The sequence below is a fragment of the Segatella oris genome (assembly GCF_900637655.1).
Taxonomy (GTDB): domain Bacteria; phylum Bacteroidota; class Bacteroidia; order Bacteroidales; family Bacteroidaceae; genus Prevotella; species Prevotella oris.
The window spans coordinates 739,730-765,348 of sequence record NZ_LR134384.1; the positions used below are offsets into that span (position 1 = coordinate 739,730).

General features: G+C 46.2%; 16 protein-coding genes and 1 pseudogene. 7 read left to right on the top strand and 10 right to left on the bottom strand.

Going from position 1 to position 25,619, the window contains the following annotated elements; genetic code table 11:
* The first annotated feature begins 48 nt into the window (after nucleotides 1–48).
* On the top strand, nucleotides 49–945 hold the full coding sequence (locus EL210_RS03030) for a hypothetical protein (protein WP_025879667.1): 897 nt from the start codon (nucleotides 49–51) through the stop codon (nucleotides 943–945).
* Between the two features lie 171 nt (nucleotides 946–1,116).
* Nucleotides 1,117–1,269, top strand: a pseudogene (locus EL210_RS13740) (IS256 family transposase); the annotation flags it as partial.
* A 121-nt stretch (nucleotides 1,270–1,390) separates the two neighbouring features.
* On the opposite strand, the gene EL210_RS03040 reads toward EL210_RS13740, so the two are convergent.
* The 3 genes from EL210_RS03040 to EL210_RS03050 all read right to left on the bottom strand — a co-directional run bounded on the left by EL210_RS03040 (nucleotide 1,391) and on the right by EL210_RS03050 (nucleotide 5,616).
* Nucleotides 1,391–3,031 (bottom strand): hypothetical protein, encoded by a 1,641-nt coding sequence (locus EL210_RS03040; protein WP_018920681.1) that lies wholly within the window; start codon nucleotides 3,029–3,031, stop codon nucleotides 1,391–1,393.
* 15 nt (nucleotides 3,032–3,046) lie between these two features.
* Entirely contained in the window at nucleotides 3,047–5,164 is a 2,118-nt protein-coding gene (locus EL210_RS03045; RefSeq protein WP_025879666.1) for a TonB-dependent receptor, read from the bottom strand.
* A 131-nt stretch (nucleotides 5,165–5,295) separates the two neighbouring features.
* Nucleotides 5,296–5,616, bottom strand: coding sequence for a hypothetical protein (locus EL210_RS03050; RefSeq protein ID WP_025879665.1), 321 nt, complete (start codon nucleotides 5,614–5,616; stop codon nucleotides 5,296–5,298).
* A gap of 924 nt (nucleotides 5,617–6,540) precedes the next feature.
* Here EL210_RS03050 and EL210_RS03055 point away from each other — a divergent pair.
* Nucleotides 6,541–8,607 (top strand): TonB-dependent receptor, encoded by a 2,067-nt coding sequence (locus tag EL210_RS03055; protein ID WP_018920683.1) that lies wholly within the window; start codon nucleotides 6,541–6,543, stop codon nucleotides 8,605–8,607.
* 83 nt (nucleotides 8,608–8,690) lie between these two features.
* On the opposite strand, the gene EL210_RS03060 is transcribed toward EL210_RS03055, so the two are convergent.
* The 4 genes from EL210_RS03060 to EL210_RS03075 are packed head-to-tail and all read right to left on the bottom strand — an operon-like array spanning nucleotide 8,691 to nucleotide 12,640.
* Entirely contained in the window at nucleotides 8,691–9,713 is a 1,023-nt protein-coding gene (locus EL210_RS03060; RefSeq protein WP_018920684.1) for an acyltransferase family protein, read from the bottom strand.
* A gap of 23 nt (nucleotides 9,714–9,736) precedes the next feature.
* On the bottom strand, nucleotides 9,737–10,981 hold the full coding sequence (locus EL210_RS03065) for a nucleotide sugar dehydrogenase (RefSeq protein WP_018920685.1): 1,245 nt from the start codon (nucleotides 10,979–10,981) through the stop codon (nucleotides 9,737–9,739).
* Between the two features lie 52 nt (nucleotides 10,982–11,033).
* Entirely contained in the window at nucleotides 11,034–12,368 is a 1,335-nt protein-coding gene (locus EL210_RS03070) for an MATE family efflux transporter (protein ID WP_018920686.1), read from the bottom strand.
* A 23-nt stretch (nucleotides 12,369–12,391) separates the two neighbouring features.
* On the bottom strand, nucleotides 12,392–12,640 hold the full coding sequence (locus tag EL210_RS03075) for a hypothetical protein (protein ID WP_025879663.1): 249 nt from the start codon (nucleotides 12,638–12,640) through the stop codon (nucleotides 12,392–12,394).
* An 818-nt stretch (nucleotides 12,641–13,458) separates the two neighbouring features.
* On the opposite strand from EL210_RS03075, the gene EL210_RS03080 reads away from it, so the two are divergent.
* Together EL210_RS03080 and EL210_RS03085 are read left to right on the top strand one after the other, a co-directional pair.
* On the top strand, nucleotides 13,459–14,937 hold the full coding sequence (locus tag EL210_RS03080; protein WP_018920688.1) for an L-fucose/L-arabinose isomerase family protein: 1,479 nt from the start codon (nucleotides 13,459–13,461) through the stop codon (nucleotides 14,935–14,937).
* A gap of 80 nt (nucleotides 14,938–15,017) precedes the next feature.
* Nucleotides 15,018–15,587 (top strand): DUF3828 domain-containing protein, encoded by a 570-nt coding sequence (locus EL210_RS03085; RefSeq protein WP_018920689.1) that lies wholly within the window; start codon nucleotides 15,018–15,020, stop codon nucleotides 15,585–15,587.
* Between the two features lie 225 nt (nucleotides 15,588–15,812).
* Here EL210_RS03085 and clpB read toward each other — a convergent pair whose 3' ends face one another.
* Together clpB and EL210_RS03095 are read right to left on the bottom strand one after the other, a co-directional pair.
* On the bottom strand, nucleotides 15,813–18,296 hold the full coding sequence (gene clpB / locus EL210_RS03090) for an ATP-dependent chaperone ClpB (RefSeq protein ID WP_018920690.1): 2,484 nt from the start codon (nucleotides 18,294–18,296) through the stop codon (nucleotides 15,813–15,815).
* A gap of 227 nt (nucleotides 18,297–18,523) precedes the next feature.
* Nucleotides 18,524–19,915 (bottom strand): threonine/serine exporter family protein, encoded by a 1,392-nt coding sequence (locus tag EL210_RS03095; protein ID WP_018920691.1) that lies wholly within the window; start codon nucleotides 19,913–19,915, stop codon nucleotides 18,524–18,526.
* Between the two features lie 201 nt (nucleotides 19,916–20,116).
* Between EL210_RS03095 and dacB the strand changes: the two genes are divergently transcribed.
* Together dacB and EL210_RS03105 are read left to right on the top strand one after the other, a co-directional pair.
* On the top strand, nucleotides 20,117–21,373 hold the full coding sequence (dacB, locus tag EL210_RS03100) for a D-alanyl-D-alanine carboxypeptidase/D-alanyl-D-alanine endopeptidase (RefSeq protein WP_018920692.1): 1,257 nt from the start codon (nucleotides 20,117–20,119) through the stop codon (nucleotides 21,371–21,373).
* Between the two features lie 403 nt (nucleotides 21,374–21,776).
* Entirely contained in the window at nucleotides 21,777–24,476 is a 2,700-nt protein-coding gene (locus EL210_RS03105; protein WP_018920693.1) for a 3'-5' exonuclease, read from the top strand.
* A 308-nt stretch (nucleotides 24,477–24,784) separates the two neighbouring features.
* Here EL210_RS03105 and EL210_RS03110 read toward each other — a convergent pair whose 3' ends face one another.
* Entirely contained in the window at nucleotides 24,785–25,591 is an 807-nt protein-coding gene (locus tag EL210_RS03110) for a Cof-type HAD-IIB family hydrolase (protein WP_018920694.1), read from the bottom strand.
* Nucleotides 25,592–25,619 lie beyond the last annotated feature (28 nt).

Below are 25,619 nucleotides of genomic sequence, written 5' to 3' on the forward strand. Positions count from 1 at the left end.
TCGGAAATAGCTATTGAAGAATAAAATAAACTTTTTATAAGCAATAGAATGAGGAAAATTGTTTTTCTTTCACTACTTATGGTGAGTGTTTCTGGTGTGGGACAGCCGTGCAAATACGCTGCTGTTGCCGTGGCAAAAAGTAATGATAACGCAACAAAGCATCTTTCATGTGACGAAAAGCTGAGGCAATTGGTTCTCTCATGTGCAAATTTCAAGACGCTTTTCAATAGGAAGACAATGTGTGCGGAAATAGAAGAAAAGCGGCAGAATGGTGTTTACTCCATTCGTTTGTATGCGAAAGAGCATGGTGCAAACAGTGAAAGCACACAGGGGTGGCTGCTGCTTGACACGAAGAACAGACTGTTGAAAGATGTGACTTTCGACCCCGATGCACCGATTATATTGCGTTATGATGAGGGGAAATACGAGGACTATGTGGCGAATTGCTTAGGAATAAAGGGCTTTTCTGCCAAACATGGAAGTGTGGAAGACCTGCTTCATCAGCTCCCCATGCTGCCTCTGCCCTTGGAATACAGCTATGATTTTATCATGGATATGGGCGGGACAACAGTTCCCGACAAGGCGCTTATGCCGTTTCTGGAGTCTTGTGTGGATAGCGAAACAGACCTTATGGACTGCCATGTGGCTCAACTGCCAGCGGTAGATGGCTATCGTGTGTTCATAATCTGTGGCAGAGATCAGATTGGGGAAGGGCGATTTTTCCTCTGTTCACTGGATAAGAACAACAAACTTACCGATAAATTGCTCATCTATATGGCTCGGACAATAAGGTGGAAAGGTAAGGAAGACAACAGCTATCTGCATTTCAAAATCAACAACGGTGGTCAAATCACGCTGAACAAAACAGTTATCCACAACGAAAAAGAAATTGTTATCGGCAGTAAGCACTATCAACTGAAAGGCGGAAAGTTCTGCAGTTTATAAATCGAAGCACGCCATGTGCAGAATAAAATAAGCCTCCATTGACTACTTCGAAATCCAGAAGAAAATTCTTCCTCGGTTAAAATATGTGCTATGTTTTAGCAATATTATAAAAAGTATAAAGTAAACTGTGTCAGGCTACAATAAGAAATAGTTTTATACAGTTTATTTTTTATAGACAACAAAAAAATTGATTACAAGAGAGCTGCAGAGCAGCTTCGTAACGGAGAACCGTTATTTGGTAAGGAGGGTGCTTTGGCACCAATGTTGGAGCGCATTTTGAATGCTGCCCTTGAAGGTGAGATGGATGCCCATTTCTCCAGTGATGGATTGTTCATAAATCTAAATATATTCTCCAATTATATTCTATTTGAACTCTATCTTCAAGGCATTTTATTCCCCTCCCTTTTCGGGGAGGGGTTGGGGGGGAGAAGCTTTGTCTTCCCTCTTAAAACCAGAAACTGCCGGCTTCAGGATTTGCATCGCCCTTGAAATTCCACCAGAAATCAAGAACGGCTTCTTTGAGATTAGTCAGTCCGAAGGCCTCCATGAGCGAACGAATTGATGTCAAGTCTTTCTGTGTATAGTCCTTTGCATCATTGCTTAACTTGTCAAAATCAGTGTTGTAAACCTTGTCGTTAACTTCCCGTTCATCGCTGTCCATGTAAATATTCATAGGCACATTGATAGTCGGCATCCATGCTTCATCCGTCAATTGACTACCTGATGGTGCACAGAACTCACTTGCCTTGCCATCCTTGAACTTAGAGTTTCGGGCGCGCATCAGGCGTATTTCGAGGTTAAACTGCTTGTGGGTGTGCAGAAACTTAAAGTAGCCTTTCACGCCGATAGGGTTTTTCTCACCCGTAAAATCGGCTCCGTCAAAATGGTTGGTCTTGTTCCATGGGGTTGTGTCACAATAGAAATAAGAGAAGAACTTCGGCGAGTTTACGTCGTCACTCTCTTTCTTTCCACCGTAAGAAGGACGGATATTATCTACCATGAAGAAGTGTTGATAATGGCTGTCTTCCCCGTTTTCGGTGATTTGTGAAGTGATATCATGGCCTGCTTTGTCGTAATAATGAATGACGAAAGCCGACACATAATGACCGTTATTGCTGCCCATGAGATTGACAGACTTGTCATTCTGCGCGTCAGCTACCCACTTACCGTTTTCCAAAGTATAGGTAAGTTTATAGTTACGACCGATATATTTAACCTCTTTAGGTATTGAATTCTGGTGGAAAGCATGTGGACCGTGCAGGTGTCCGTTATAGATTTCAATCACCGCTTTAGCCGGGTTGAAGAGCGAAGGATCGAGTTCTGCACGCTCATTTGACTGTCCATCAATCGTAATTGGCAGCTTGACATTGATGTCCCACTGTCCGGTGCTGACTAATTTCCTTGCCGGATTATAGAAAGGAGAAGGCTTTCCGTCGTCTCCGAACTTGCTTTCTGCGGCGTGAAGCAGGTCAACAGAGAGCGTAAACTGGCGGCCGGGCTTCACGAATTTGATGAGACCCTGGAAGCCCATCGGGTTAGTTTCGCCGATGAAAGTACCGTTCAACTCGTCTATATAGCGGTAATCGTAGGGCAGTTCTGCCTTGTCAGTGACGCGAACAGAACTTATTCCACCTTGATACTTCACTTGTTTGAACATCGAGAAGAAGTGCTGATGTATCTTATCCTGACCGAGATTGAAGAACTGACTGTTCATCATTTCGCCCTTGTCATTATAGTATTCCATCTTCAGAAGATAGACAACGGAAGGGTTGTCAACGCTGTTCTTCACCTTAAAAGCCTTGTTTTCGCTCGTTACATGCCAGCCCTCGCCTTTTGTGGTCTGCCATTCAATCACCTGGGCCGGCACGGAAGACGCCTTGAAATTGGCCATCTTCGGTGTTTTGTCGAAGTTTGCGGCATCATCAAGGGTACCTTCCTGCAACATGAAGACAGCGCGGACAGGGTCTTCGTGCAGTTTGTTTTCCTTCTCATTTTCGGGTTTTTCGGGGTTACAAGCCACGAACATACTGGCTAAGACGGTGCTTAAAGCAAGCACAAAGCCGTTTATAAATTTCTTTGTTTTCATCGTTTTATGTTTTAATTAGAAGTTCCATGTAATCATACAGCGTATATCACGCCCCATATCATGAGCGTAATAGCGGCTGCGGTTGGTGTATTCCTTATACTCACGGTTAAGGATATTGTCGCCCATCAGACTCATTCGGAGTGACATTCCCTCACGCATCGGCACAGAAAGACTGGCTTCAAAGCCCACGAGATGATAGGCGTCGGGAGTGAAAGCAATGAGATCTGTGGCCGGATTGAAGCGCGTTTGCTTGGCCACGAAACGGTGGCTAAGCCCTATCTTGGGCGAATATGCCTTGCAGAAAGGCAGTGACCACGTCAGCGAATGCGTCAGGCGAAAACTTGGAATGTAGGGAAGATAGGCGTGAGACGGCATTTCACGCGCCCATATCATTGCCGAAACAAAGTGATAGTCGAGTGAATTGATGGGTTTGATGTGGGCATCTAAGTCTACACCTTGAAAGAAAGCACGTGTCTGCCTGTATTGAAATACGGGATAAGCTCCCGATACAACGGTGATATTTCGGCCCGTTGGCTGGTCATAGATGTAGTTGTTGATCCACTGAAGATAGCCGTCAAGCTGAACGTTGAAGTACTTATGGGCGTATTTCAACGATGTAATCCACTTGTAACTCTGCTCCGAACGAAGTGTCGAATCACCTCTGACAAAGATGCCGGAGCTTAGTTCATTGCCGTTACTATAAAGCTCATAGACGTGTGGAGCACGCCAAGCGACACCGAAATGTGACGTCACTTTCAGTTGTTTGTTGATGTGATAATGGCCGCCGATACTATAGGTAAAGTTCGTGAAATCACGTTTCCCGCCATATCTCCTGCCTGTCCAATCGTAGCCGTCGGCCTTGGTTTGCTGCCCGTCGAAACGCACTCCGGCCTCCAATCCCCAGCGGTTGGCCGTGAGTTTCTGCAGAGCATAGAGGCCGAAAGCCACCTCGGTGTAGTTCGGGATGATAGGAACGACACCCGTTCCACGCTCATTATGGTTGTCGGTTACAAGCATCTGAGCGCCTGCTTCGCTCTTCCATTGTCCGTAACCCTTGTTCCAAACGAGTGCATTCTGCCATGAATTCAAATGCAGGCTGACCGTAGGAATGTCGGAATGGTTCAGTCTTCGGATGCGATTTTCACGTCGGTTGTCCTGCTGAAAGGTAGACTGGAAAGCGAAATGTCCTATGTTTTGATGGTCAAAAAAGGCTTTGAAATAAGCCGTGTGATGGTTGATTTGCTGAAAAGGATAGCCAATATGCCGACTGAAAGGCATGATATCAACGGGCCGTCCGAGTCTGATACGCTCTTGAAGCAGCTGTTCATTGCCCATCTGTGCACTCTGCATGACCCCTAATTTCTGTGCAAACAGACTGTATCCGGCCTCCAACCGCCATGCCTCACGGCTGTAACCAAGAGTCAACGAAAGGTCGTTCTCGCGCATTCCCGTATTGTTAAGTAAGTAATGTGCCGTGCTTCTGTCGCCTCCGTTCTCGCTGTTCAGATGCAGACGCCACGCCCAGTTACCGTGCCATTTGAAGCTGCTTTCAACATAACCCGATGCTCCGAAGCGCCTGCCATTCGTGCCATAAAGGGTTGAAACCATGCCATGAAGCCCGCTGACTTCATAGGGCAGAGGCGACGGTTGCATGAGAATGATACCGCCAAGTGCCTCGGAACCATATTTAACGGCATCTGCTCCTTTCACCACCTCAATGTCACTATAGCTGTTCTTATCTACCTCGGGAGCGTGGTCTGCGCCCCATTGTTGGCCGGTTAGTCGGGCACCATTGCTCACCATGAGAATGCGATTGCCATACATACCATGGATAACGGGCTTCGAAACTATCGTTCCTGTCTGTATGGAACTCATGCCGCTGACGCCTTCAAGCAATGAACCTAAGGAGCGCCCCATGGCATCTGTGATGGCCGTCTGACTGATTTGGCTGCCTACTTGATTGGCTCCCATCATCTGACGGCGGGCCGAAACCACAACTTCATGTAGGCAAATGGAGTCGTGGACAGGTTTATCGGAAGTCTGTTTCTGTGCTTCTGACGGCATACACCAGCACAGGCATGCGAATAAAACGCCTGCCCACTGATGCCTGCCTGATTTCAATTTGAGCATCATAATCTGAAAATTAAATGTCAATGGCGGGTTCTTCTGCCTCTCATTTGTGCGAAGAACCGATGAAAAGGCCATGATACGGCCATGCGTGCACACGCAAGTGCACACCTATCCCCTATGCTGTAAGGTGACGATTAGCCTACTGTCGGAGGCGAATGGCTGTTGACAGACGCAACAACCTGATAGACAGTTTGTTCTGTGAAGACACATCTTTCAATCCAACTTACCGCTACAACGGGCACAAAAACCATCGGCTTGACCACAGTAGACTTGTGCATGATGTAGTCACACACGCTGCAAACCTGCTTCACCGAGGCTTCATGACTGGCCGAAACCTTTGCTTTGCCGTGATAAGAAGAGTCGTGATAGTGGAAACCTTTAAGCACGACAGACGATGTGAACATTAAAATCAATGTCCAGACATATATGAGTTTTATCGTCGTTCTTGGCTTCATCGGTGTCCAAAAGGGGCATGTCGGCGTGTCAATACGCATGCCTTGAATGATATCCGCCGTAAAAGTACGAAAAAAAACAACGCATTATACCCCGTCAATGATTTATTTATACGATTTTAAATAGCATTAACATCTTTGAATAGTCTATGATAAGGCGAAATAAAATAAAGGAAGTTAACTCCAAACAACCCCCATTTCTCTTTGGGAACAAACGTTCCTTCAGTACGTGAAATACCAATCAAAAAGCCATCGATAAACGGCATGTTGAAAGGTAAGACGATTGTTGTTGCAGGAGAAATCAATTATAAATCATGCATTGTGAATTGTGAATTGAAATTCATTCTACATTCATCTTACTCCCTGTAAGAATAGCCGAGAAATGTAAAAATACTTGATGTCAGATTTGCATTTGCCTCAAAAAATGATTATCTTTGCCGTAGGGAAAGTGACTATGTGCTTTCCCTTTTTTCATGCCTTGCTGCAAAAGGTCTTGTAAGATGCGTCAAAATGCGGTGCAATCTGCGTCAAGTTACGTTGTCATCTGCGTCAAGTTGTGCGCTTATCTGACGTAGATTGCAACGCAATATGCCTCATATGGCGAATTAAAAAGAAAGAAATCAGCACCCCACTTGGCTTTTACGGAAAAACAGAACAACGGCTGCCAACTTTCAATGTCAATAATTACGAAAACTTTCAACTGTTTTTTTGCGGTGCCGGATGGTGCTTTTCACACGTGATTTCAGCGCTGCTCACTTCGCCTTATCAGTATGAAAGACACGGGGTTAAAAGTCTTTAGAAGTGTTGGTTGCCATTGTTTAATGTCTGAGAACAAAGGATAAAGAACGTGAATTTTAAGAAATAGAGGGTAGAATTAAATATTTTTATGTAGCTTTGTGTCAGGAATAATGTTTAAATACCATAAATATGAGACTTTTTATTGTTTTTATCTGTTTTTATTCCTGCCTTGGGTTGTATGCCCAAAAAGCTGATTCGCTGCACATGGACAGCGTTGTTCACACCCTCCCTGACGTGATGATCAAGGGCGAAAGACCACTTGCCAAAGTACAGGGAAGCGCCATTATCTATGACCTCCCACGTCTGATTGCCAAGAAAGGTGCATTGAATATCTATGAAGCGCTAAAGGAATTGCCCGGCATCATGGAGCAGGATGGGAAGCTTTCCTTAGCAGGTTTCGGTACAACTTTCATCATTGACGGCAAAGTTTCCACGCTTTCTGCCGACGAAATTACAGCGCTTCTGAAAGCTATGCCCCCAAGTAAGATAGACAAAGTAGAGGTGTTTTACAACGCTCCGGCTAAGCTTCAGGTGCGTGGAGCAGTAGTAAACATACGACTGAAACATGGCGGTGACAGTGAAACGCCATTGCAGGGAGAACTTGGTGGAGTATGGGCGCAGAAGCATGAACCTACATTTGACGAGCATGGAACCTTGCTTTTGAACAGCAAGAAGTTTGCCATGGACCTGTTTTATCAGCATGTTAACCGGAAAACCTATAGGACAACAGAATTCAATTCGCGTCACACCCTCAATGACGGAACCACACATCACATCGAATCCTTTACGCCAAACCGTTATAAAGGCTATGGTCACAGGGTGCGGTTAGGTATGGACTACAACTTCAGTAAGGATCATTCGCTCACTCTGGTCTATCAGATGACCAACACAAGCGGTTCAAGTCAGCAGACTACTACAGGGAATATCACGAGTCTTTCGGATATTAAAACACACACATGGCTGCATAACCTGCGGCTTGACTACACTGCTCCTTTCGGGTTGAAAGCCGGTGGAGAGCTTACATATTACCACGACCCATCGCATGAGAACCTTCAGAGTACTATCCCGACCGGCATGATGCGCCTCGCTGTTGATAACGAGCAGCGGATTAACCGATGGCGATTTTATCTTGCAAAAGAACATCAATTGAAAGGCGGATGGGGGCTGAATTATGGGGCAACTTATACCACAAGTATCAATCACGGCAGTCAAAACTACGTGCAAGTACACTCTACAACAGGCTACAGTCCGCAGTCCTCATACACGCGATTGCGCGAAGAGAGTGTGAATTTCTATGTAGGAAGCAATAAGGAATTCGGCAAAAAGCTTTCTGCCGAGGCTTCTTTGGCCGCCGAATATTACCACACTTTGTTATGGCACGAGTGGCATTTCTATCCCACACTGAACCTTACTTACCGCCCCACAGAAGGACACCTGCTGCAGTTGGGATTAAGCAATGAACGCAAATATCCAGATTATTGGACAATGACTCCATTCACGGCATATAATAACGGAGGCTACAGTGAGATTACGGGGAACCCTTATCTGAAGCCTTCGAGCAAATACCAATTACAGTTACTCTATCTTCTGAAGAATAAATATCAGTTGGTTACATGGTTCACGCATATCGATAATTACTTCATTCAAACGGTATATCAGCGACCCGATAGACTGTCATTAAGCTATAAGAATTTTAATTTCAACTTCTCAGAACAGGCAGGTGTGCAGATGGTTATCCCTCAACAGTTTGGCAAAGTGTTGTCCTCCCGTCTCACATTGTTGGGCATTTGGCAACACGAGAAGGCCGAAGACTTCTATGATATTCCATTCAATCGCCATAGAATTTGGGGCGCTGTGACGCTGAACAATACGCTGACCGTATCAACAAAGCCCGACATCAACCTTTCAGTAAATGCCTGGATACGCTCTAAGAGCATTCAAGCCACGTATGATTTGCCGTCATCAGGCAGCGTGAACCTTAGTGCGCAATGGGCGTTTATGAAGAAGAAAGCTTTGCTGCGCCTATTCTGCAACGACCTGTTCCAAACGGAAACGATTGATCCTTACGTCCGTTTCAAGGGACAAGATCTTAGTGTCGATTACTCCTGTTACCGCACTTTCGGTCTCTCTTTCACGTATAAGTTCGGTGGATATAAGGAGAAAAAGCGCAAAGAAGCCGACACTTCGCGCTTCTGAAACAAGCAGAAGATAACGAGTTTAGCCTCTTTTCCCCCTGTCATTAAGGGGAAAGAGACTATAAGAAAAATTGAAAAGAGCATTTATGCTTTTGCGTTTTGCAAGAAAGGTAGCCTGCTGATAATCTGCTTAGCCATTGAAGTAATCGGAATGGAAACGACATAACTGATGACAATCAATACAACATAAATAACTAACGGATACTTAAATCCATAGATAAAGTCATGGAAAAGGTGGTAACAGAAGAATGAATGCGTCAGCCACATCACCATGGATTGCCGTCCAAGTCGTTGCAGAATATGTGCTATGTGTACATTGAATTTGATATGGACTAACAGGAAAACATAAATGAATTCAAATGCCGGTGCAATGACTGATATCGTAAAAAAGCAGTTGATAATGAAAGTTGTTACGAGTGCAACAACAGCATACGACGAGTGATTTTCCAAGAAGTGAGCACGCCATTTCCCTTTGTTTACATAGAAATGGAATACAGCTCCCACAACAAAAGATAGCAGAACATCGAAATAAACCAATACAAAATTATACCAAGCATCATAGTCTTTAGCCGGAGCTATGTATCGACTGATGATATATACACTAATGGTATACAGGACAAACGATACGGAAAGAACTGCGTACCCCCCCCATTTGTTAATAAATCTAAATACAAATGGCGCCGTAAGGGACAGCAAAGTGTAAGGGAAAAGGAACCAAGTTTCAGCGTTGTATGAGCTGCTTAAACTCGAAACATTCAGCAGTAGCTTCGATAAGCTGCCAGGATATGCGGACTCATTTACATAATGTCCGATGCTGACAAAAATGAGGAGAATGAGCCAATAGTGTATATAAATCTTCAACAGGCGCTTTACTTGCCCCTTCAGACTTAGTTTGTTGCGCACATAAACATAATGTAAACCATAGCCGCTGAGCATGAGGAAGATGCCTACCGGACTGCAGGCACGCGCTATGATGTTTACCAATGGACGGTCTCCGATATAGAGCCATGCACTATATTCACCGGGGTTCCAGTGGTTGAAGAGGTGAAGGAAGAGCATCATCAATATGGCAATGCCCTTAATATACGTTGTCTGTTCTTTTGTCATAACTGTAACTATAAGATGAAATGTTAGTCTCTGCGGAAGATGTCACGTGTATAAACCTTGCTTTCTACGTCGTCAAGGCAACTGTCGTAACGGTTGGCAATGATAGCATCTGACTGCGCTTTGAAGGTTTCAAGGTTGTTCACGACGCGGCTGCCGAAGAAAGTTGAACCGTCTTCGAGCGTCGGTTCATAGATAATTACCTGTGCTCCTTTGGCCTTGATGCGTTTCATCACCCCCTGAATACTGCTCTGTCGGAAGTTATCCGAATGTGATTTCATCGTCAGACGGAACACGCCGATGCAGCACTTTTTCTCTTCCTTTGCGCTGTAATCTCCATGGTGATAGTAGTCATAATAGCCTGCCATGCGCAACACTCTGTCGGCAATGAAGTCCTTTCTCGTGCGATTACTCTCGACAATTGCTTGGATTAAGTTCTCCGGAACATCGGCATAATTGGCCAGAAGTTGCTTTGTATCCTTGGGTAAACAGTAGCCTCCGTAGCCGAAAGAAGGGTTGTTATAGAACGTGCCGATACGCGGATCAAGTCCTACTCCATTGATAATCGACTTCGTATCTAAGCCTTTCGATTCGGCATAAGTATCGAGTTCGTTGAAATAGCTCACGCGAAGTGCAAGATAGGTATTGGCAAACAGCTTCACAGCTTCGGCCTCGGTGAGTCCCATGAAAAGCGTGTCTATGTCTTTTTTAATGGCACCTTCCTGCAAGAGTGCAGCGAATTCATGGGCCTTTTCATCGAGTCGTTGGTCGCCTTCGGGACGTCCGATGATGATGCGACTCGGGTAGAGATTGTCATAAAGGGCTTTGCTTTCGCGCAGGAATTCGGGAGCAAAGAGGATGTTTTCACAGGCATATCTCTTTCTTATTCCCTCGGTATAACCTACTGGAATGGTGCTCTTGATGACCATGATAGCCGTGGGATTAACCTGCATGACGAGTTCGATGACCTCTTCAACATGGGTGGTATCGAAGTAATTCTTTACCGGGTCATAGTTTGTGGGCGTAGCAATGACGACGAAATCTGCATCGCGATAGGCTGCAACTGCATCCGTAGTAGCCACAAGATCAAGTGGTTTCTCGCGCAGATACTTCTCGATATATTCGTCTTGTATGGGCGACTGGCGACGGTTTATCTGTTCAACTTTCTCGGGAATGACGTCAACTGCCGTCACATGATGATGCTGGCTGAGCAGCGTTGCAATGCTCAACCCGACGTAACCTGTACCTGCTACTGCTATCTTTGCACTCATATTTGGATTTATTTTTATGGTTCTTATTCTTTAACGGATTATAAAACCGACCTCAGACACGCATCTCCCGAAAGGCCGAATAAACGATAGGAATGGTCACAAGCAATGAAATGAAGTCGCTGCATGCCTGACAAATCTCAACACCTGTAAGTCCGAAGAAACGCGGAAGTACAAGAATGAGGGGGATGAAAAACAGGCCTTGGCGTGAAGCAGCAAGGATATTGGCCCGTATAGGCTTTCTACATGTCTGCATCATCATATTGGCCATGATGAGAAAAGCCCAGAAAGGAAATATCAACAACTGGTATCTCAGCGCACGGATGCCTATGGAAATCACGTCAGCATCATTGCGGAAGAGTTCTATTGCAGCGTCACTGAAGATGAAAAGCACTACAGACCAGAAGAGCAGAAAAGCCGATCCGAGCTTCACACAGAACCAAAATCCACCCTTTACACGCTCATACAGCTGCGCACCATAGCAGAAACCGCACATCGGTTGATAGCCTTGTCCGAGGCCAACGATGATACTAAAGATGAACATCATAATGCGGTTGACGATGCTCATGGCTGCAATTGCGGCGTCACCATACTGAGATGCACTCACATTCAATGCGATTGTAGCCACGCTTGCAAGGCCTTGTCGCGACACGGAAGGCGTTCCTCCGGCGATGATTTCCTTGATAAATATCCGGCGATGTGAGAAGTTTCGCGGTGTATAGTGAATGATGTTCTTATGCTTGCTCATGACAAACATCACCACGAGTCCTACCAACTGGCCGACTACAGTGGCTACAGCTGCGCCCTTGATTCCCATGTCGAAACCGAAAATAAAGAGTGGATCGAGCACACAGTTCACTACGGCTCCCGCGATAATTCCATACATGGAATAGCGCGCATAGCCCTGGAAACGCATCTGATTGTTCATGCAGAGGGTGCACATAATGAGCGGAGTGCCGAGCAAAGAGATGCCGAGGTACTGTCGCGTATAGGGCAGAATGGTCGGTGTGCTGCCTAAAAGGATTGAGATTTTATCTAAGAAAAGCAGCCCCAAAGCCACGATAATGAGCGATGTAAAGAGTGCATAACCGAGTGCAGTAGTAGCCATAAGCTCGGCATTTCGACGGTTACGGCTGCCCAACTGCCGCGAGATATAATTGCCTGAACCGTTTCCAAAGAAGAAAGAAAAGGCCTGAACGAAGAACATTACAGAGAAAACGATGCCTACAGCTGCCGTTGCCTGTGTGTCAATCTTGCCCACAAAGTAAGTATCAACAATGTTATACAAGTTGGTGACAAGCATTGAAATGATTGTCGGAACAGCCATTGTTCCAATCACTTTCGGTATCGGTTCCCGGGTGAGAAATGTGTAGTTATCCTCCTGTTGCATGCGCCCTGTTCAGTCTTCTGCCTCTAAATCTTATTCAGAACACGTCGTTTGTCGTTCTTTTTCCCTATTTCATTGCAGTTCACTTCAATGTAAGCAACATTCTGCAAGTCGTGAGAAATGCTCGCCTTGTTGGTCGTCTGTTTCTGCAATGTGCCTCCGATGGTCGTCAATATCTTCTCTTCAATGGAGGAAACTTCATGCTTTCCAAAAGCCACATTGAAGGGTTGTGTAGTCATCAACTCATTGCTCTCATCCATCGTTTTTCTACTCATTATTGATTTTAGAGGCAAATATACGATTATTTTCTGACGGATACAACCTTTTCATTCGTTTTTGTTGAAAACGCTATATACTTGTAAATATAGGCCAAGAAAACGAGGAAGACATGAGCATTTCAGTCTCTGCGAATTGCCATTCATTCTTTCATAAAATACTTTACAATAGCCTTCAAATGCTTAATGAATTCAAGAACAGATTTATTCTCATTCGAAATACGCGCAGTATTCAGCGAGTTCGCAATGTGTTGGCTGTCAAAGCATTACGAAAACCAAGGCAAATAATGAGGTGAAATCACGCTGAAAAACATTGCGATTTGCGTCAAATCAGCGCATAACTTGCTTCATTTTACCACGCAACTTGATGTAGATAGCAACGTGATTAGCGTCAAGTTACAGCGCAAGATGATAGAAGTGAGGGCATCGAAGCCATAAAATGGCTTCGCATAGGCATGGAAATGGCTTCACATAAAGATTGAAAGCAGGTTTTCATTTCTATTTGGTGGGGTCTGGAAGTGTTAAAAAACGGAGAAGAAAATGAACAATAGCAGTTGACAGACTGTTGGACTTCAACGCTTGACTGTACGGTCGAAGCGAGAGGAAGCGATGCGGAATAAGCATAAAAGAGAGACTTCATGCGGTGTGGCATCATGGATTTCAAGTCGCAGAATGGAGTCTACGGTGTTTTAATACACTATAAGGTTAAAGATAGTTAGCGTCATGAAATTAAACAGATAAAACGATTTCACTATATCATTTTTTATCTATCTTTGTTCCAAGTAACGAGCAATCTAATCTAATAACAAATAATTGATATGGTAAGTAAAAACATTCCTACAGTCAAATTGGGCATTGTTGCCGTCAGTCGTGACTGTTTTCCAATTGCACTATCTACTAAAAGACGCGAAAACATCGTAGAAGCTTATAAAGGCGAACTGTTTAATTGCAAGACAACTGTAGAGAACGAGCAGGATATGCTCAAAGCCGTTGCCGAAGTGAAAGCGGCAGGTTGCAACGCATTGGTGGTGTTCTTGGGCAACTTCGGCCCTGAAACTCCCGAAACATTGATTGCAAAACACTTCGAAGGGCCATGTATGTTTGTGGCTGCAGCAGAGGGAGATGGCGACATGATCAATGGTCGTGGCGATGCTTATTGCGGCATGTTGAACTGCTCCTACAATCTCGGCATGCGTCATCTTAAGGCATATATTCCTGAATATCCTGTCGGAACGGCAGAAGACGTGGCACAGATGATGGCCGACTTTGTGCCCGTTGCCCGCACGGTTATCGGTCTGCAGGGTCTTAAAATCATTACTTTCGGGCCGCGTCCTCAGGACTTCTTTGCCTGCAATGCACCGATAAATGGACTTTATGAGCTTGGCGTTGAGATAGAAGAAAACTCTGAACTCGATCTTCTCGTGGCTTATAAGGCACACGAAAACGACCCACGTATTGACGGCGTCTGCGAGGATATGGCCCGCGAAATGGGTTGCGGTAAATACTATCCCGACTTGAGTCGCCGCATGGCTCAATTTGAACTTACGTTGTTGGATTGGGCAGAAGAGCACAAGGGTTCACGTGAATATGTGGCCTTTGCCGACAAGTGTTGGCCGGCATTTCCGAGCCAGTTTGGGTTTGAACCCTGCTATGTGAACTCGCGATTGGTGAGCCGTGGCATCCCTGTGGCATGTGAGGTTGACATCTATGGTGCGCTTTCTGAATACATTGGTATGTGTGCTTCGGGCGACACGGTGACGTTGCTCGACATCAACAACTCTGTGCCGAAATATATCTACGACGAGGATATCAAGGGCAAATATGACTATAAGCTGACCGACACTTTCATGGGGTTCCACTGTGGAAACACGCCCGAATGCAAGATGTGCAGCACACGTGCCATTAAATATCAGCTCATTCAGAACCGCCTTTTGGAGCAAGGGGGAGAGCCAGACTTTACCCGTGGCACGCTCGAGGGCGACATTGCAGCCAGCAAGGTGACTTTCTATCGGTTGCAATGTGACGCACAGGGCAATTTGCGTTCCTATATTGCAGAGGGCGAAGTGCTTGATGTTCCGACGCGTTCTTTCGGTGGTATCGGTGTGTTTGCTATCCCGGAGATGGGGCGTTTCTATCGTCATGTGCTCATACAAAAGGGTTATCCCCACCATGGAGCCGTGGCTTTTGACCATGTGGGCAAGACTCTTTTCGAAGTGTTCAAGTATCTTGGCATCAAGGATATAGCCTACAACCAGCCTGTTTCCTTGCCTTATCCGACGGAAAATCCATTTAAGTAAGCATCTATTCCTACCCTCCTGAAAGGGAGGGAGGATTGATTTACCGGACACTTCTTTATATCTTATACTATCTTTATCGTATGAAAACGAATGTTTTTATCGGTTGTTGTCTTCTCGCATGTGTCTTTTCGGCCTGTAACTCACGGCAGCAGAATGGAGAAACGCAAAGTCAAAAGGTGAAGAACAGCGTTCAATTGAATTCCCCTTTCCTTAAAGATACATCGGCGGTCAAGGCTTCTGTTGACACCATTTATACTACCCTCTGCGATACTTACAATGGGGCATTAGACGAAGCCCAGCAGAGTGAGATGTCATTGGACCGCAGATTTTGCACCAAAGCATGGAATAAGACGATGGAAGATTGCGAGCGTGAGCGGATGAAGCGGCGCGAACAGATGGGTTGTTTCGATTATGATTATTGGATAAGTGCCCAAGATTGGGAGGTGCTCTCCTATAAAATAGAAGCAATCTCCATGGGTTATGCTCTATCTGCACACGTCTTTTTGAAGTTGAAGAATGGGAAGAAGCTCTCTACTTTCATGATAACGATGAAGAAAGAAGACGGTCGTTGGCTGATTGATGACCTCATGTCGGACGGTGAGGGGAATGAAAGCGTCATGCAATGTGCACGGGAATACCTGAAAAAATAAGTTTGCAGAAGTCAGAAAATAGTTGAAGAACTTAGGCAAACGAAATAAGATAGAACATCAACGCCATAAAAGAAGAAGGTAAAAGCGATTGAAAACAGCCTGTAGTCTGTTTCTACTCACTTTTACCTTCTTGTTTTTTTAAGCTCTGAACAGCTGTCTATTGTCGTTTATAAGAGTTCAACAGGCAGTGTTCTCCCTCAGAAAAGAGGGGTTGAAAGGGCTTTCTTACGCTTTGATTTTACCTAAAGTGACCTCCTTACCAATCTTCCCTTCAAGAATCTTTCGGCTCAAATCATTGAGCACATAGTCTTGAATGGCGCGCTTTACAGGGCGTGCTCCGAAGTCAGGATCATAGCCAAGGTCGGCCAAATCGTCGATGGTTTCCTGCGTCCAATGCAGCTTAAAGCCTTGCTGTTCGAGCATGCTTTGCACGCGTTTCAATTGCAGTTCAACCACCTTTCCAATCTCTTCCTTCGTCAAGGGGTGGAAAGTGATGATGTCATCGATACGGTTCAGGAACTCCGGACGCATCAACTTGGTGAGCTGTTCGCGTGTAGCGTTGCTCGTCATGATGATGATTGTGTTCTTGAAGTCTACCAAACGGCCCTTGTTGTCGGTGAGTCTTCCGTCGTCAAGCACCTGTAGAAGCGTGTTGAAGACATCGGGATGAGCCTTTTCAATCTCGTCGAAAAGCACTACACTGTAAGGCTTACGGCGCACTGCTTCGGTGAGTTGTCCGCCCTCATCATAACCTACATACCCCGGAGGTGCACCGATCAAGCGCGTCACACTGAATTTCTCCTGATACTCACTCATGTCGATACGCGTCATCATATTCTCGTCGTTGAAGAGGTACTCGGCCAAAGCTTTCGCCAATTCTGTCTTTCCAACGCCTGTCGTTCCCAAGAAGATGAAGGATGCAATCGGTCGTTTGGGGTCCTGAAGTCCTGCCCTGCTGCGTCTGACGGCATTGCAAACGGCATCAATAGCCTCGTCTTGTCCGATGACACGTTTATGCAGTTCGTCCTCCAAGTGAAGTAATTTCTCACGCTCACTCTGCATCATTCGGCTCACAGGAATGCCTGTCCAACGACTCACAACCTCAGCAATATCGTCGGCAGTTACTTCCTCTCTGACGAGTGCTTCGCCTCCCTGTTCATCGTGAACACGCTTTCTTAGCGTATCCATTTGGTCTTGGAGCTGTTTGAGTTCACCGTATCTGATCTCGGCAACACGCTGGTAATTGCCCTCACGTTCAGCCCTTTCAGCCTCTAATTTGAGGTCTTCCATGTGTTGTTTGATTTGCTGAATGTGGTCAACTTCACCCTTCTGGGCCTGCCAGCGGGCACGGAATGCGTTTACTTTCTCTTTGAGTTCGGCGATTTCCTTTTCGAGTTGAGCAATCTTCTGCTGGTCATCTTCGCGCAGAATAGCTTGCCGTTCAATCTCCTTCTGCTTCAGACTGCGCTCCATTTCATCGAGTTCTTCGGGTACGGAATCACGTTCCATACGCAGCTTTGCGGCTGCTTCGTCCATCAAATCAATGGCTTTATCCGGCAGGAAACGGTCGGAAATGTAACGCTCCGAAAGTTTAACCGCAGCAATACAGGCATCATCCTGTATTCTCACCTTATGGTGGTTCTCATATCGTTCTTTTAATCCGCGCAGGATACTGATAGCATCCAATTCGTCAGGTTCATTCACCATGACCATCTGGAAGCGGCGTTCAAGGGCCTTGTCTTTTTCAAAATACTTCTGATATTCATTCAAAGTAGTGGCTCCAATGGCACGGAGTTCACCGCGTGCCAATGCGGGTTTAAGGATGTTTGCAGCATCCATTGCGCCCTCACCTCCACCTGCTCCGACGAGCGTATGTATCTCATCGATGAACAAGATGATGTTGCCTTGCGCGTTCGTTACTTCCTTGATGACGCCTTTCAAACGCTCTTCAAACTCTCCTTTATACTTGGCTCCGGCCACAAGTTGCCCCATATCAAGCGAGTAAAGCTGCTTGTTCTTGAGGTTCTCCGGCACATCTCCTTTCATGATTCGCTCGGCTAAGCCCTCTACAATCGCGGTCTTTCCCGTTCCGGGTTCACCTATTAATATAGGGTTGTTCTTGGTTCTTCGGCTCAAGATCTGAAGCACACGACGTATCTCTTCATCTCTTCCAATGACGGGATCAAGCTTTCCTTGCCGTGCACGTTCAACGAGATTGATAGCGTATTTGTCGAGAGACTGATAGTTTTCATCACCACTTTGTGACTGAACCTTTTGCCCCTGGCGCAACTCTTCGATAGCTTTTCGCATACCGTCTTCCGTGCAGCCGGCATCTTTCATGATGCGTCCTGCGGTGTTGTTTCCTTTCATCAGGGATAACAAGAGTGGCTCAATAGAGACAAATTCATCGCCCCATTGCTGGGAAATGGCCTCTGCATTGTTGAGCACTTGCGTCAAGTCATTACTTAAATAAGGCTGACCGCCATCTACTTTCGGCAGATGTTGCAACTCTTGTTGCAGTGCCATTTCGATGCTTTGTGCATTGGCACCCAACTTCTGGAACACGAAATTGGTGATGTCTTTACCTTTGTTTATGATGCCACTCAACAGGTGGATAGGCTCAACACTTTGCTGATGCCCCTGCTGGGCGGCCTGCACTGCGGCTTGAACTGCCTCTTGTGCTTTGATAGTGTACTTGTCAAATGTCATTTATATTCCTCCAATTAATTATTTATTAAGCCTTAAACAAATGGCATGCCCTATATAGTTTCATGACATAATGACGTAAAATTTTGACAAATTGACATCAAGCAAAGGATGGATATCTACCGTGAAAAGAATTGAATGCTATGCGTAGATATTGACTGTAGAATGAAAAAGGAGGCCAAAATCGGTCTCCTTTTCCTTTTATTACTTTGCAAACAGATGGCAAGACATTATTCTTCTACGCCCATATTCTTGATGTTTCGCTCACACACAGCCATGAGCAGGCGCTGTTTCCGCTTGCTGTCAAGCAGGCGATGAACAAAGATATGCGGCAACGCAACACCCAAAGTGATGCACAGGATGACGAGTGAAGCCTTGATAAGATAGTTCATTGCCGTCGTCACCTCACCGATAACACCATTCATTTCGATAAAGGCGAAGAGCGCACGATACATTAAAACGCCTGGAATCATAGGGATAACGCTCGGTATGGAGATACATTGATGTGGCGTGTGGAACCAGTGTTGTGCCCGCGTAATGATAAGACTGACGAGCGTTGAACCTGCCAACGAGCCGATGATTAGCCCCTGGTCAAGCCCTATGTTGTCATTGCTTGGACCGAGAAACACGAAGTTTCTGAAGCAAACCGCAATAATACCACCCACTGCAATCACAGGAAGCAGACGCTTCGGCGTGTTGTAAATCATCGAGAAACCCATGGCAGAGATAGCTGCGGCAATAGCAAATTCAATGTAATTATGGTGAGGAATTGTCGAAAGTGTAGTCACAAAGTTGTCTATTCCACATACTTTTATGGCGCAAGCTATGCCGAACGACATTGCGCCTACCATTAAAAGCGTGTTCAATGCGCGTGTGATACCCGTCTGAATATGGCCATCGAGCATGTCACTCACAAAGTTAATCAGCGGAACTCCGGGCACGATGAAGAGTGCACAGGCCAGAAATGGATGCCAAGGGGTTGCAGAATGCAGGATTTCGGGCACTAAATGAGCAATTGGCCCGACTGAAAGGAAAGTGAAAAGCCACGCCAACATGGTCGATACGAAGGCTGCAATACCGATGCCGGCATATACATTCGTGCCCTTCTTTGCCATGTACATCTTCAGTCTGAAGCCTAAGATTGCAGCGATAGAAGCATAGAAAAAGGCCTTCCAGTCACAGCCGAACTGAATGCAGAAGCCACCGCAAGCGAAGCCACTCCCTATGGCCACCTGCCACGGTGTATAGCGGTTGCGTTTCTTCCCGATTTCCTTGAGTGCCGCATCATAGGCATCAAGCGAGAGATTTCCCTCGATGCTGTGCCATGAAAGATGGCTGACCTCGGTGATAACTGCCATGTCTATGATGTGTCGTTTGCAGTGTTGGAACTTCGTAAATGAATGGATGTCGTCGTGATAATTCACCATCAGGATGTCGTAGTTGATGTAAAGATGAAGGTTTTCTTCACGGAGTCCGAGGTAAACTATCGTTCTTTTAAGCGTTCGCTTGATACGTGTTGTGTCGGCTGAGCACTCCATTAACAGACAGCCTGTTTCCAAAAGAAGCCCTAACTTGCGGTTTACGACTTCTTCACTGTCGTTCAAAACTATTTTATTATCCATTGTGTTTGTGTGAAATACGCTGCAAAGTTAGTGCTTTTTTCCCGAAAATGAGCAGGTAATTCCTATTATATTATTCCGCGGTTTCTGTCGGCAAGTGCTCATCAATGGCATTAAAGCGTGTGCTTTTTAGGCTTATTCACACTCTGAACGACCCCATTCTGACTTTTTTCATTACCTTTGCATGACAACAGAAACAATGAAATGAACATCAGAACTCTATTCAGCATAGCACTGTCCCTTCTGTTCTCAACGTCTGTTCTGAGCGGTTGTGGCAGCAAAGACAAGGATAACAACGATGCAGACAAGGTCAAGAGTGAGGCCAACATCCCCATAGATAACGATTTACGCGGGCGACTTGAAGACTTCGCCGACAAGCCCCGACCGCGTGGAGCCTTTGGTTTCCACGTCTATGACCTCACGGCCGACAAGCCCGTTTATGGCTGCAACGAAAACAAAGTGCAGCCCTCGGCTTCTTGCATGAAGCTTTTAAGCGGTGTGGCCGGCCTGCATCTGCTCGGTACGAAATATCTTTATGCCACGTCACTCTATACGAAAGGCACTGTTTCTGCTGGCACCTTCAAGGGCGACATCAGTTTCAAGGCAGGCCTTGACCCCCAACTTAACGGCCCCGATTTGGTCATGTTTGCCAAGGCTTTGCGCCGAAAAGGTGTTCAAAAGATTGACGGACGTCTCATCATCGACCTTGTGATATCCGATCCTGTGCAAAGCGAAGAGCATTGGTATCCCTGGGATTTGTCGTTCTCTAAATATGGATTGTTCTACAAAGGCGCCGACCGCATCACGAAAGAAGTGAAGAATGCACTTCGCACGGCAGGCATTTCTGTCGACGATAAGCAAGTGGTGGTGGGACGGACACCGCGAGGTTCGCATTGCATCTTCCGCTTCTACCGTTCCATTGACCGTGTCATTCAGCGCATGATGAAGAACAGTTCCAACACGCAGGCAACTGCTTTGCTCTATACTATCGGGCATAAAGCCAACCCACATGCGTCACCTGTCAAGGCAGGAGTAGCCTACTTGCGCGCTTTCGTGCGTCAGGAACTTGGCCTTCGCGACTCTTCTATCGTCATACATGACGGCTGTGGACTCTGCACCCACAATCAGATTGCCCCCACAACGCTGACAACTGTCTTGCGCTATGCCTACAATCATAAGCCCATCTATCGCATGTTGTACGACAATCTGGCTGTAGCCGGCGTTGACGGCACATTGCGTCGCGAGCTGTCAAGCCCCGTTTTGCATGGCAAGGTGCGTGCAAAGACCGGCACGCTCTCTCATCCTTACGGCATCAGTTCATTGGCCGGTTACTGCCAAGGTGCCAACGGTCATCTGCTTGCCTTTGCCATTATGGACCATGATATGTCGGTGCTTGATGCCCGCGTTTTGCAGAAAAAGCTGTGCGAAATATTAGTAAAACCCGCACAGAAAAATAGTTGAAAGTTTTCGTAATAATTGACATCGAAAATTGGCAAGCATTGTTCTGTTTTTCCGTAAAAGCCAAATTGCCTGCTCATTTCTTTCATTTTGTTTCGCAATATGCTGCATGTTGTTTTGCATTCTGCGTCAGATCATGCGGTCATCTGATGCATCTTGCAATATGATTTGACGCAGATTACACCGCATTTTGACGCATCTTGCGAGGCTTTTTGCTACAAGGTACGAAAAAAGGGAAAGCACTCTCGATACTTTCCCTATGGCAAAGATAATCAATTTTTGAGGCAAATGCAAATCTACTATCAAACATTTTTACAACTAAAAAATGTGAAAACGCCAACTCGTTCCCTCCTTTTTACCCTTTCATTTTTTTCCTTTTCTATTTAAAAATACTATTTTTGCAGGCATGAACAACACCTTTACTCCGGATAGTTTCCAAGCTGCCGTGATTGCATTGCAGGCAGGCTATCATCTTGTTTTGGCCTCGCCGGGCTGCGGAAAGACGCAGATATTGGCCGAACGCGTGGCACAAGCCCATGCTCATGGCGTGGATTTCGGCGACATGCTCTGTCTCACTTTCACCAATCGGGCCGCTCGTGGCATGCAGGAACGCGTGGGGCTTCGACTTCAAGTGCCTGCCGACGATTTGTTTATCGGCAATGTTCATCGTTTCTGTTCGCGTTTTTTGTTCGATGCGGGGTTTGTTCCTGCGTCTACATCTATCATTGATGACGACGACGTTTTGAGCATATTGTGCGATTTTTCGGGGGATGATGAGTCGCAGGTTGGGGCAAACTATCGGCGAAAAGGCCAATATATGGGGGCCATGCAGCTGTCGCATCTGATGTTTCAGATAGAGAATGAGCATCCGCGCGACCTCCGTTTGCATCCCGATTGCCTTTCTTCTGACGATATTCATGCGCTGAAAGCTATCTGTAAAGCGCAGAATGAGCCGTTCACGGCAGCTATGATGATTGACATTTACAAGCATGCCGACACCTATCGCGATGCTTGCAGCGACCTCGGTGAACAGCAGCTGATTTATGCTTTGCTGAAGAAAATGCAGCTTGCCCACCAATATGAGCGCTATAAGAGCGACAACCGACTGATGGATTTCGAGGATATTCTCCTGCTTTCCTATGCGCATCGCGACCAGTTGCCACGCTATCGGTGGATTCAGGTGGATGAAGTTCAGGACCTTAATCCATTGCAATTGGCGCTCATTGATGCCTTGACTGCCAATGACGAGGGGCAAGAGGGGTGCGTGGTCTACTTGGGTGACCCGCAACAAAGCATCTTTTCGTTCATGGGAGCGAAGTCTTCTACGCTCGAATTTCTGCGTAACCGCTGTGCAGGACACATTCATTCGCTCGGTCAGAACCACCGTTCACCGAAGTATCTGCTTGACCTTTTCAACACTTATGCAGCCAAGGAATTGGGCATTTCGGCAGAACTACTGCCGTCGACAAGCTATCATCCGACGACGATAGGCAACGAACTGCAGCTCTTTCAGTCGGATACTATCGACACGGAATACCTTGATGCCGCACAGCAGGCAGTGAGATTGCAGCGCGATTTCCCCAATGATACGACGGCAATCATCGTGAATTCCAACCGCGATGCCGATGGAGTGAGCGACGCTTTGAAGCAGTTGCGCATGTCACATTTTAAGGTTTCGGGCGAAGATCTGTTCACTTCGCCGCAGATAAAGCTGTTGTTTGCCCATTTAACCGTGATGAACAACGCCCACAACTTCATTGCCTGGGCACGTGTTTTGCAGGGCATGCAGGTGTTTCGAACGCCTACTGCCGCGCGGAGATTTGTCAGAGCGTGCAGCGACAGGGCACTTTTGCCGTCGGATTTCCTGCGCGATGACGGTCAGACTTATGTGGGAAAGTTCGTTCAATGTTATGAGAACGAAACGATAACAATCTTTGATACCGAGACGACAGGACTTGATGTGTTTCATGACGACATCTTGCAGATTGCCGCCGTTAAAGTCAGAAACGGAGCTGTTGTGCCGGGTTCGGCGCTCTCACTCCATTTGGAAAGCGACCGCGAAATCCCCGAAATGCTTGGCGATATCGTTAATCCTATCATCGAAGAACGCAGAAATCAAACGCTTCTTCCACGCCGAGAAGCCTTGCAACGCTTTGTGGATTATGCCCGAGGAACAGTGCTCTTGGGGCACAATGCCGACTATGACATTCACATTCTTGCCAACAACTTGCGGCGTGAGATGCCCGAAACGGCATTGCCGAATGAATTGAACGACTATTTCGACAGTCTGCATCTGATACGCCTTTTGCGTCCTGGATTGCGGCAATATAAATTGAAATATCTGCTTGAAGTGTTGCATTTGGAGGGCGAAAACAGCCATTTGGCCGATGCAGATGTCAATGCAACGCAGTCATTGGTGGCCTTTTGTTATGACAAGGCAAAGGAGATTGTGGGCGAACAGCAGGCATTTATCGAGCATAAACGCGTGCAGGAGCGTGTCATGACGCTGCGAAACAACTATCTTCCTCACTATCGTCACACGGTGGAACGGTTGTGGAAAGAGGATGAAAAGCCTGGAGTGCTGGTTGAAGAAATGCGTCATCTCTATGCGACTTGGGTCGAAGAAAACCTCATTCAGCCTTTGCCAACGGTGGATTATATCTTCCGTTATGTGGCTTCCGACCTGCTTCGGGAGGATGAATCTACGGCCCTTGTGATGCAGATAGGAAGACATATTCTTGAAATGAACACCTTGAAAGAGGCCGATCTCTGTGGAAGCACAACGATAGACGACAAGATTTTCGTCACCACGGTGCACAAAGCAAAGGGTCTTGAATTTGATAACGTGATTGTGTTCGACGTGATAGAAGGTCGTTATCCCAATTATTACAGCCAGCAAAATCCGGCACAAGTGGCCGAAGATGCCCGCAAATTCTATGTTGCCATGACGCGAAGCAAGAAGCGGTTAATGGTGATGCAGAGCTGTTTCCGCATTGACTTTCATGGTCAGCGCAAGCCCGTTGCACTCTCACGCTTTGTGGAAAGCATCAGAGATAGACTAAGAGTGACCCACCCCGACCCTCCCGAAGGGAGGGAGAAAGAGTGAGGACGAGATAGCTGTGAATGAAGTTTATAAAACTTCAACTCTCCCAAAGGGAGGGAGAAAGGGTGTGGACGCGATAGCAATGCATGAAGTTTATAAAGCTTCAACTCTCCCAAAGGGAGAAAAAATGAGCTTGCAAGAACGCTGTAAAAGCATGAAACAAGCATCTATAAGCTAATGGTTTTGGTATATTTTCTATAAAAACGAGTTCAATATACCATTATATACTGCATCTTCTAAATATACCCGCAAGTTCACTCTCCCTCCCTTCGGGAGGGTTGGGGTGGGTTTTTAGAGGGTTGGGGTGGGTTTTATAACACATAATCCTCCACAACTTTCCCCACACCATCATTGTCGTTGGAGAGCGTAACGACATCAGCTATCTGCTGAATGTCGTGAGGTGCGTTGGCCATGGCTACGCCCAAGCCCGCAAATTTAATCATACTTTCGTCGTTATATCCGTCACCACAGGCGATAATCTCTTTGCGATGAATGCCCAAAGTGTCGATGAGTTTGGCGAGTGATTTTGCCTTGTCGATTCCCAAGGGAACACATTCCAAGAAGTAGTCTGCCGAGCGATAAATGTTCATTTGCCCCTCAAGCTGTGACAAGAGGCGCTGTTCGAGGGTATGGAGTGGAACAGGATTGCCCACAATAAGGCATTTGTTTATAGGATATTCCACTTGATGAAGAAAGTCATCATATTGCATCAGAGGCATCTTATTGATGTGAGCTTCCTCTTGAACATAAGGGTCGTCAGCCTTCGTAGCGGCTATACCTTCACCTTGATAAGTAAGGATTTGCATGCCTGCTTGCATGGCTTCGCGGTAGAGAATGGGCACAAGTGCAGGGTCGAGTGTCTGTTCAAACAGCGTTTTTCCCGTCTTGCAGTCGATGATTTTGCCACCGTTGAACGCTAAGATAAACCCTCCGTAGCGAGCAAGTTCAAGTTCGTTGACCAATGGCATGATGCCAAACGTGGGTCTTCCCGACGCCAATACCAATCTCACTCCCTGTTTTTGAGCCTCCATTAAGGCTCTCTTCGTGCGTGGAGTGATTTGTTTTTCGCTGTTAGTAAGTGTTCCGTCGAGGTCAAGTACAATTAATTCACAATTCATAATTCGTAATTCATAATAATGAAAGGGC